The sequence below is a fragment of the Pseudarthrobacter sp. B907 genome, from assembly GCF_040137805.1.
Lineage (GTDB): Bacteria > Actinomycetota > Actinomycetes > Actinomycetales > Micrococcaceae > Arthrobacter.
This window is the reverse complement of sequence record NZ_JBEEQE010000005.1, coordinates 217,072-226,205: the sequence shown is the minus strand read 5'-3', so window position 1 is coordinate 226,205 and position 9,134 is coordinate 217,072. Positions and strand designations below refer to the sequence as shown.

6 protein-coding genes and 3 tRNA genes are annotated in these 9,134 nt (G+C 68.2%); 1 reads left to right on the top strand and 8 read right to left on the bottom strand.

All coding sequences use genetic code 11. The annotated features are described in order from the left end of the window. Nucleotides 1-352: 352 nt before the first annotated feature. Nucleotides 353-760, top strand: a complete 408-nt coding sequence (locus ABLI39_RS06695) for a hypothetical protein (RefSeq protein WP_138769841.1) — start codon at nucleotides 353-355, stop codon at nucleotides 758-760. 67 nt (nucleotides 761-827) lie between these two features. Here the strand turns inward: ABLI39_RS06695 and ABLI39_RS06690 are convergent. The 8 genes from ABLI39_RS06690 to ABLI39_RS06655 all read right to left on the bottom strand — a co-directional run bounded on the left by ABLI39_RS06690 (nucleotide 828) and on the right by ABLI39_RS06655 (nucleotide 8,887). Continuing rightward, nucleotides 828-900 (bottom strand) — tRNA-Asn (locus ABLI39_RS06690). 126 nt (nucleotides 901-1,026) lie between these two features. After that, nucleotides 1,027-1,099 (bottom strand) — tRNA-Asn (locus tag ABLI39_RS06685). Between the two features lie 126 nt (nucleotides 1,100-1,225). Beyond that, nucleotides 1,226-1,298: transfer RNA gene (locus ABLI39_RS06680), tRNA-Asn, on the bottom strand. 76 nt (nucleotides 1,299-1,374) lie between these two features. After that, the gene (gene dnaG / locus ABLI39_RS06675; RefSeq protein ID WP_349412648.1) at nucleotides 1,375-3,330 is read right to left on the bottom strand and encodes a DNA primase; all 1,956 of its coding nucleotides are present in this window, start codon (nucleotides 3,328-3,330) and stop codon (nucleotides 1,375-1,377) included. Nucleotides 3,331-3,394: 64 nt separating this feature from the next. Beyond that, nucleotides 3,395-4,684, bottom strand: coding sequence for a deoxyguanosinetriphosphate triphosphohydrolase (locus tag ABLI39_RS06670; RefSeq protein WP_349412647.1), 1,290 nt, complete (start codon nucleotides 4,682-4,684; stop codon nucleotides 3,395-3,397). After that, on the bottom strand, nucleotides 4,677-5,858 hold the full coding sequence (dusB, locus tag ABLI39_RS06665; RefSeq protein WP_349412646.1) for a tRNA dihydrouridine synthase DusB: 1,182 nt from the start codon (nucleotides 5,856-5,858) through the stop codon (nucleotides 4,677-4,679). The genes ABLI39_RS06670 and dusB overlap by 8 nt, the downstream gene beginning before the upstream one ends. Before the next feature lie 90 nt (nucleotides 5,859-5,948). Next, on the bottom strand, nucleotides 5,949-7,412 hold the full coding sequence (locus tag ABLI39_RS06660; protein ID WP_349412645.1) for a YibE/F family protein: 1,464 nt from the start codon (nucleotides 7,410-7,412) through the stop codon (nucleotides 5,949-5,951). Nucleotides 7,413-7,513: 101 nt separating this feature from the next. Continuing rightward, nucleotides 7,514-8,887 (bottom strand): FAD-binding oxidoreductase, encoded by a 1,374-nt coding sequence (locus tag ABLI39_RS06655; protein WP_349412644.1) that lies wholly within the window; start codon nucleotides 8,885-8,887, stop codon nucleotides 7,514-7,516. Between the last annotated feature and the right edge of the window lie 247 nt (nucleotides 8,888-9,134).

The window sequence follows — 9,134 nt, the reverse complement described above, 5'->3', positions numbered from 1 at the left end:
ATGGACATATCAGGCATATGTCCACCCGCCGGCACGACCGATGGGCATGCCCGTTGGTGGGCGCATAAACAGAACAGGCCCCCTGGGACATGCCCAGCCCCCGCAGCCAGGAATGGACATATCAGGCATATGTCCACCCGCCGGCACGACCGATGGGCATGCCCGTTGGTGGGCGCATAAACCGAACAGGCCCCCTGGGACATGCCCAGCCCCCGCAGCCCGGAATGGACATATCAGGCATATGTCCACCCGCCGGCACGACCAATGGGCATGCCCGGCGTGGGGGGCCGGGCCCGGGCTGCACGGCCGTGCTCCCCTATTCGCGGCCGACGGCGGGCGATAAAGTTGTTCTGTGCCTGACTGGCAGGACCCTCCTCCCCTTCCGGCCACATGGCAGCGGTGCGACGACGGCATTCTGCCCCTGTGGTGGGAGCGGCTGTGCTCCCAGACCAGTCCTCAGTCGGCGGCACTCTTCGCGGCCGGGCTGTTCACCGAGGACCGGCGCCGGCCGATCGCCCAGTGGTACAACCCCGCCTACGACTCGGCGCTCCTGGTTGCCCCCGAGACCTCCGCGGAATGGCCGGTGCAGCGCTTTGGCATCTTCTACGCCCCTCCGCGCGGCGGCTTCACCCGTGTGCACTCCTCGGCGCACGAGTGGCACCCGCGGGAGCCCCGGCAGTCCCCCACCGAGGACGAGGCCTTCCGGGCGGCGGTGGCGGAGGCAGAGCGCTTCCTGCAGGTCGAGATGTTCTTCGTCTAGCGGATGTCATCCCCGGCAAGAAAAAAGGCCCCGCCGCCGGTAAATTACCGGCCGCGGGGCCTGTCCGCTCCTCCTGCTGGACTTGAACCAGCAACCCTTCGATTAACAGTCGAATGCTCTGCCAATTGAGCTAAGGAGGAATGAAGCAGGTATGACATTAGCAAAGGTTTTGGCGCTAAGGAAATCGGCGGCGCCCGCATCCACCGATACCCCCGCCGGGTATACAAAAAGTCCCCGTCCCGGTGACCCGGAACGGGGACTGTGCGCTCCTCCTGCTGGACTTGAACCAGCAACCCTTCGAGTAACAGTCGAATGCTCTGCCAATTGAGCGAAGGAGGAATGAAGCAGGTATGACATTAGCAAAGGTGTTGGCGCTAAGGAAATCGGCGGCGCCCGCATCCCCCGATACCCCCGCCGGGTATACACAAAGTCCCCGTCCCGGTGACCTGGAACGGGGACTGTGCGCTCCGCCTGCTGGACTTGAACCAGCAACCCTTCGATTAACAGTCGAATGCTCTGCCAATTGAGCTAAGGAGGAATGAAGCGGATACAAGCCTAGCAAACACCGCGCCGGGAAGTGAAATTGGCCCCCGGCGGAGCACCGTGCGGCAGTCTCAGGAGTCCATCCGGAGCGAGCGCCGCTGCATCTCCAGTTCCATGAGTTCACGGTTGAGCCGCTGGAACTCCTCGGGGTCCGCCGCGGCGTCCAAGCGCTGCAGCTGGCCCATCTTGTCCGCCTTGACGCGGGTGATCTGCAGTTCGAACAGCCGGGCCAGGATGTCGCGGCAGTAGCGCTGCACGGCTTCGGCGGTGCTGGCCGGCAGGGGCACGACGGCGAGTTCGGACACGAGCGGCCGCAGCGGCTCGGGGACTTCCTGCAGCAACTGCTCCACCCATCGCGCAGGGTCGCCGATGGCACCCTGTCCGGTGGCCCGGATGGCCTCATGGATGGCGAGGTAGGCCGGGGTGGAGAACCGGGCCTCGGCGAAGCGCTGCCAGGTGGCCCCTTCAAGGATCGCGGGTTCCTGCAGCACGACTTCGAGCGCCTGGCGTTCCATCGCGGCCACCGGGTCACGCGGGTCCGGCCGGTTGAACGCCGGCAGCGTGGCCGACGGCGGCAGGGGCGCCACGCCGGGGGCGGACCCGGGACCAGCCCCGTGGCCCGGTCCGGCGGCCCGGCCCGGGTTCTGGGCGGGGTTCTGGTTGTAGCCTTGTGCGGCGCCTCCGGCCGGGCCCTGGGCAAGGCGCTTGGCGGCCGCGCCGACCGCGCGGCTGACTTCCTCGACCGGCATGCCCAGCCAGCCGGCGAGTTCCCGCGCGTAGGCAGGCCGGATGCCGGCGTCGCGGATTTGCGCCACCACGGGGGCCGATTCGCGCAGCGCGGCGATCCGGCCTTCGACGGTGTCCAGGTTGTGCCGCCGCAGGGTGGCACGGATGGCGAATTCGAACAGCGGCCGGCGGGTGCCGATCAGGTCCCGGACCGCCGAGTCGCCCTTGGCCTGGCGCAGCTCGCAGGGGTCGGCTCCGCCGGGTTCGACGGCAACGTAGGTCTGCGCCACGAAGCGCTGGTCCTCTTCAAAGGCGCGCAGGGCCGCCTTCTGGCCCGCGGCGTCGCCGTCGAAGGTGAAGATTACCTCTCCCCCGCTGCCGTCGTCGGAGAGCAGCCGGCGGGCGATCTTGATGTGGTCCGTGCCGAACGCCGTACCGCAAGTGGCGACCGCCGTCGTCACGCCGGCCAGGTGGCAGGCCATCACGTCGGTGTAGCCTTCCACCACCACCAGCTGGCGTTCCTTGGCGATGTTGCGCTTGGCGAGGTCGATACCGTAGAGCACCTGGGACTTCTTGTAGAGCGCGGTCTCCGGGGTGTTCAGGTACTTGGGGCCCTGGTCGTCCTCGTAGAGCTTGCGGGCGCCGAAGCCGATGGTGTCGCCGGCGATGTCGCGGATGGGCCAGATCAGGCGGCCACGGAACCGGTCGTAGATCCCCCGGCCGCCTTCGGAAAACATGCCGGTGAGTTTGAGCTCCGGGTCGGTGTAGCCACGGCCGCGGAGGTGTTTGAGCAGCGAGTCCCAGCCCTGCGGGGCGTAGCCGACGCCGAACTGTTCCGCCGCTGCCCGGTCGAAGCCGCGGCCGTAGAGGAAGTTCCGACCCTCGGTGGCGCCCGGGGTCAGGAGCTGGGCGCGGAAGTACTCGTCCGCGATCTTGTGCGCGTCGAGCAGGCGTTGGCGGCGGCCGATCTCCTCGCGGTTGGGGCCCGAGCCGCCGTCCTCGTAGCGCAGTTCGTAGCCGATCCGGGCCGCGAGCTTCTCCACCGCTTCGTGGAAGGTGGTGTGGTCCAGCTTCTGCACGAAGGAAATGACGTCGCCGTCCTCGCCGCAGCCGAAGCAGTGGTAGCGGCCCACCTGGGGCCGCACGGTGAACGAGGGCGAGCGCTCGTCGTGGAAGGGGCACAGGCCCTTGAAGGATCCCAGCCCGGCGCCCTTGAGGGTCACGTAGCCGTCGACGACTTCCTTGATGTCGGTGCGCTGGCGCACTTCGTCGATGTCTTCACGTTTAATCAGGCCGGCCACGGAGCCATCCTAGTACCCGCGTACGACGCTGGATGGCGGCCTATGGCACCCGTCACCGACGCCGTCACCACAGCGAAGGCAGGCTGCCGACGAGCCGTTCGTACATGGCCAGCGCGGAGCCGTCCGTCAGCGACGCGACCTGGTCGATGACAACCCGCAGCCGGGCGGAATCGTCCGCCGCGGAGCGCCAGTCGGCGGCGAACATCGGCTCCAGGTGGCGGTCGCCGGTGGCGTTAAGCGCTGTCACCAGCGCGTGCAGGACCTCGCGCTGGCGTTCGTAGATCGGCTGCCGGTGTTCGGTGGTCATCACAAACGTGGTGGCCAGGCCCTTCATCACGGCGATCTCCATCACGGTCTCGTCCGGGACGATGAGTTCGGCGTTGTAACGGGTGAGGTTCTCAGGGCCATAGACGGCCCGGGTGGTCTCCAGCGCGCTCTGGCAGAACCGGCCGATCAGCTGGCTGGTCATGTCTTTCAGGGCCGCCATGGCCTTGCGGCTGCCGTCGGCCTCGCGGACCCACACACTGGTGGCCTCCAGCCGAGCCAGGGCGGCGTCGATGGCGGCCGGGTCGTTGTGCGGCAGGTACCACTGCTTGGCGTAGCCCACCACCCGGGCGCGGTGGTCGGGGTTGTCCATCCAGCGCAGCTGGAAGTGACCGGCGACGATCGCGTCCTCGACGTCGTGCACCGAGTAGGAGATGTCGTCCGCGAGGTCCATGACCTGAGCTTCGAGGCAGGAGCGGCGCTCGGGGGCGCCTTCGCGGATCCAGTCGAAAATGGGCAGGTCGTCCTGGTAGGCGCCGAACTTGCTGGTGCGCTGGCCGTGGATCACCGGGGCGTTCTCCGCCGACCACGGGTACTTGGCGGCGGCGTCGAGGCTGGCGCGGGTCAGGTTAAGGCCGGCGGGGCGGCCGTCCGGGGCCAGGACCTTGGGCTCCAGCCGGGTCAGGAGGCGCAGGGTCTGGGCGTTGCCCTCGAAGCCGCCGATCGCATGCGCTACCTCGTTCAGGGCCGACTCGCCGTTGTGGCCGAAGGGTGGGTGGCCCAGGTCGTGGCTGAGGCAGGCGGTATCCACCACGTCCGGATCGCAGCCCAGGGCGCGGCCGAGCTCGCGGCCCACCTGGGCGACCTCGAGGCTGTGGGTCAGCCGTGTGCGGACGAAGTCGTCCGTGTCCGGGGCGACCACCTGGGTCTTGGCGCCGAGCCGGCGCAGCGCCGAGGAGTGCAGCACGCGGGCACGGTCGCGTTCGAAGTCGGAGCGGTAGGTGCTTTTGGGCGGTTCCTCCACCCAGCGGGCGCAGTCCCGGTCCACGTAGCCGTCCAGCACGGGCGCCGTCGTCCTGGTTTCAGCCACCGGAGACGTCCAGTTCCGCGTGGCAGATCTCGCGTGACTGCTCGGCGTCCATGCTGCGGTCCAGCAGCCAGTCCTTGGGCAGGGCGGGCTTCTTGGGCGAGCCGGCGCGGCCGCGGGGGCCTTCGGCGTCGACGCCGGGATACGGCGAGTCGAGGTCCAGCTGGTCCAGCGTCGCACGGAGCACTTCGAGGCTGGTGACCAGGGCAAGTTTGGTCCGCAGTTCGCTGCCGACCACATAGCCCTTGAAGTACCAGGCCATGTGCTTGCGGATCTCCCGGAGGGCCTTGCCCTCATCGTTGCCGAAAGTTTCCACCATCAGCTCGGCATGGCGGTAGACGCCTTCGGCCACCTGCCCAAGGCTCGGCTTGTGCCGGACATCGCTGCCCTCGAAGGCGGCCATCAGGTCGCCGAACAGCCAGGGCCGGCCCTGGCAGCCGCGACCCACCACCACGCCGTCGACGCCGGTTTCGCGGACCATCCGCACGGCATCCTCGGCGGACCAGATGTCCCCGTTGCCGAGCACCGGGATGTCCGGGAGGGCTTCGCGCAGCCGGGCGATGGCGGACCAGTCGGCCTGGCCGGAGTAGAACTGCGCGGCGGTGCGGCCGTGCAGTGCGACGGCGGCGACGCCGGAGTCGCGGGCGATCCGCCCGGCGTCGAGGTAGGTGAGGTGGTCATCGTCGATGCCCTTGCGCATCTTGATGGTCAGCGGAATGTTTCCCTTGGACGCTTCCTTGACCGCCGTCTGGACGATCGAGGTGAAGAGGTCGGTCTTCCACGGCAGCGCCGAGCCGCCGCCGCGCCGCGTCACCTTGGGAACCGGGCAGCCGAAGTTGAGGTCGATGTGGTCCGCGCGGTCCTCCTCGACCAGCATCCGGACGGCCTGGCCCACCGTCACCGGGTCCACACCGTAGAGCTGCACCGAACGGACCTTCTCATCCTCGTCGTGCGAGATGATCCGCAGTGATTCGGGTGTGCGTTCCACCAGGGCGCGGGAGGTGACCATCTCCGCGACGTACAGGCCGCCGCCGTATTCACGGCACAGCCTGCGGAAGGCGGAGTTGGTGATGCCCGCCATCGGGGCCAGGATCACGGGGGTGTCCACCGTGAGGGGGCCCAGCTTCAGGGGCGGCAGTTCCAGCTTGGGGGCGGGAGGCGTTGCTACAACAGTCACCCGACCATTGTCTCAAAGCCGGGCAAATCGGCCCGGTCCCGCTCCGGCTATGTGGAAACCGCGCCGGTCCGGACGCGCCTTGAGGTCCGCTCAGCCGGACACGGCCGCGCGGCGGCCGCGGCGCGTCTCCGGCTCCGGGTCGGCGCCGTCGGACGTACCACGGTCGCCGCTGCCGCCGTCGGACGGTCCGCGGTCCGACAGGCCTGCTGCGGCCGCGCGGCTGCTACCGTTCAGGCCGCCGGCGGGCCGGACGACGTCGTCCGCCGTGGCCGCGGTCCCCCGGAGTCCGGTGGCCTTGACGACGAGCACGGCGATCAGGGTGGTGACCGGAATCGCCAGCACCAGCCCGATGGAGCCGACCAGGGTGCGGATGACTTCCTCGGAGAGTTCGGCGCTGGTGAGCGCGTCCCCCAGCGGGCGTTCGTAGAGCATCACGATGATCAGGATGGGCAGCGCCGCCCCGGCGTAGGCGAACGCGATCGTGTAGACGGTGGAGGCGATGTGGTCCCGGCCGATCCGCATGGCCGAGGCGAACAGCTTACGCGCGGACGTCCCGGGGGCAAGTTCCCAAAGTTCCCACACCGCGGAGGACTGGGTGATGGTGACGTCGTTGAGGACACCGAGGCCGGAGATGATCAGCCCGCACAGGATGATCCCCGAGATGGAGATGTGGTCCGAGACGTTGGCGAGGGTGGCGGCGTCGTGGTTGCCGACGCCGGCCAGGTTCGCCGCATCGGTGGCCCAGGCAGCGAGCGCGGCGGTGATGCCCAGGCCGAACATCGTGCCCAGCAGCGCCGTCGAGGTCCGGGCGGTGAAGCCGTGCGCGAAGTACAGCACGCCGATCATGATCACTGTGGATCCGACCAGCGCCAGCAGCAGCGGCGGTTTACCTTCCACCAGGCCCGGAAGCATAAAGGAGACGAGCACGGCGTAGGCGCCGGCCAGGCCAATGAGGGCGCGCAGCCCGCGCCAGCGGGCCACCGCAATCACCACAACGGCGTAGAGGACCGCAAGCAGGATGATCGGCAGGGTCCGGACGAAGTCAACGAACACGTAGGCGGGTGTCCCCTGGGCGTCGGCGGCGCCCGGCGCCTTGGAGAGGTTCAGGTAGCGGATATTGTCGCCGACCTTGACGCCGTGGGACTTGGCGATGTCGGGGTTGATCACCACCTTGACCGGGTTTCCGCCCTTGTCCGGCTCGGTGTAGGCGAAGGTGCACTGCGAGCCCTGCCCGGCGCCGGGCTGCGGTTGCGAGCCCGGCTGCGCACCCGGCTGGGCACCCTGTTGCGCCGTGCCGTCCATGCAGCTGCCGACGACGACGCGCTGGATCTTGCCGGTGTCGAAGGTGACGCCCGGGGCGGCCGCGTAGGGGCTGGACAGCTTGATGCCGTCCTTGCTGCCCGAGGGCCACAGCAGCACCATCGCCGTGATGGTCAGCAGCGTCAGCGGGACCAGGACGGCGGCCAGGATCCAGTTGGCCTTCTTCCGTGCGGCGAGCGCCCGGGGCGTCACTTCGTGGTGCCCCTGGGTGGTGTGTGAATGTCCGGCGCCCATCAGCAGTTCAACCTCATGCCGAAGACTTTACGGTGTCTTCCCCGGCAGTCCCACCCGGCCCGCGGGGCGGCCCTCGGCGCGCCGCGCGGGCGCCTTCCCCCTTAAGCGGGAACGATGTTCTGGTTCACATGGAAGAGGTTCTGCGGATCGTACGTCGCTTTGACCTCACGCAGCCGCCGGTAGTTGGCTCCGTAGTTCTCCCCGACCCGGCTCATGTCGTCGCCGTCCATGAAGTTGATGTAGCCCGCGGTCTCGGAGAAGGGCTGCAGGGCCGCCGCGTAGTCCCGCACCCAGGCGATGTTCGCCTCGCTGTCCCGGGGATCCTCCCAGTGGCAGGCTATGACCGGGGAGAACTTGGCGGTCCGGTTTGGAAACGCCGTGTCCGTGACCCCCACCCGGTGCACCGCCCCGTCGATCGGGTAAATGTGCACCGCGGTCTGCAGGCTGGGAACCCGGCGGCCGTACTCAAGGTGGGCGTTGATTGCCCCGTCGTTGAGTTCGGTGAGGAAGGCCGCCTTCCAGTAGGCCAGGAGGCCCTTCGGATACATTCCGTCAAACGCCGAGTTCAATGCCGGGTAGGGCATCGGGCCCACCATGGACCCCGCCACCGGCGCGGCGCCGAGGAATGGCTGCCAGCGTGCGTCCCCTTCGGCCGGGTTGCCGGTCCACATGCCCACGACAATGCAGACGGGCTTCCCGTGCCACTCCTCCGGGAGGAACGGAACTGGCGGTCCCTGGTGGAAGGCCAGGAAAGCGCCGAATTCTTCAGGCGCTGCCGCCATGTGCTCGCGATAAAACTTCGCAACCGTTTCGGCGTGCTCCGCAGGGTAGATGATGATGCCGGCGTGGACCATGTCCACGGGGTGCAGGCGGAATTCCAGGGAGGTCACGACGCCGAAGTTCCCGCCGCCGCCGCGCAGCGCCCAGAAAAGGTCCTCGTTCTCGCTTTCACTGGCCGTGAGGAACTTGCCCTCGGCGGTGACAACATCGGCCGAGAGCAGGTTGTCGCAGCTCAGTCCGTATTTCCGGTCAAGGTAGCCGATTCCGCCGCCAAGGGTCAGCCCCGAAACCCCGGTCGAGCCGACGATCCCGCCCGTGGTCGCCAGTCCGAAGGCATGGGTGGCGTGGTTGAAGTCCGCCCACGTAGCGCCTGCCTCAGTTCTGGCCGTCTTGCCGGCCGGATCCACCCGCACACCGCGGGTGCGGGTGAAGTCGATGACCACCGCGCCATCCGCCGTACCGAAACCGGGCCCGCTGTGGCCTCCGCCGCGGACGGCCAGGTCGAGGCCGTTGTCCCGGGCGAAGTTGACGCCAGCAATGACGTCTGCCACCTGGGAGACACGGACCACGGCGGCCGGCCGCTTGTCAATCATCCCGTTCTGCACCGTCCGCGCCTCGTCGTAGTCCGAATCGCCGGACGTGATGACCTGCCCGCGGACTTGCTCGCGCAGACTATCGAACTCGGTTCCGTTCATTTTCTGTACCGTCGATTTCGTCGTGATTTCCGACCCGGACGGTGATTCGTGCTCCCAGCCGGCATGGCGTCCTGAGGCTTACGAGCACAGGCCTACTCCTCCGCCAAGGGTGAGTCAAGGGTTCCCATCCATCCCGGGCACCGCTCCGAATTTCTTACGGAAAACACGGCCGGCGGAATCGCTGCCGGGAACGCCGGCGGCCGACTTATTGTTGGTAATTGCAGGGACAAAACGATGTGGAGGACAC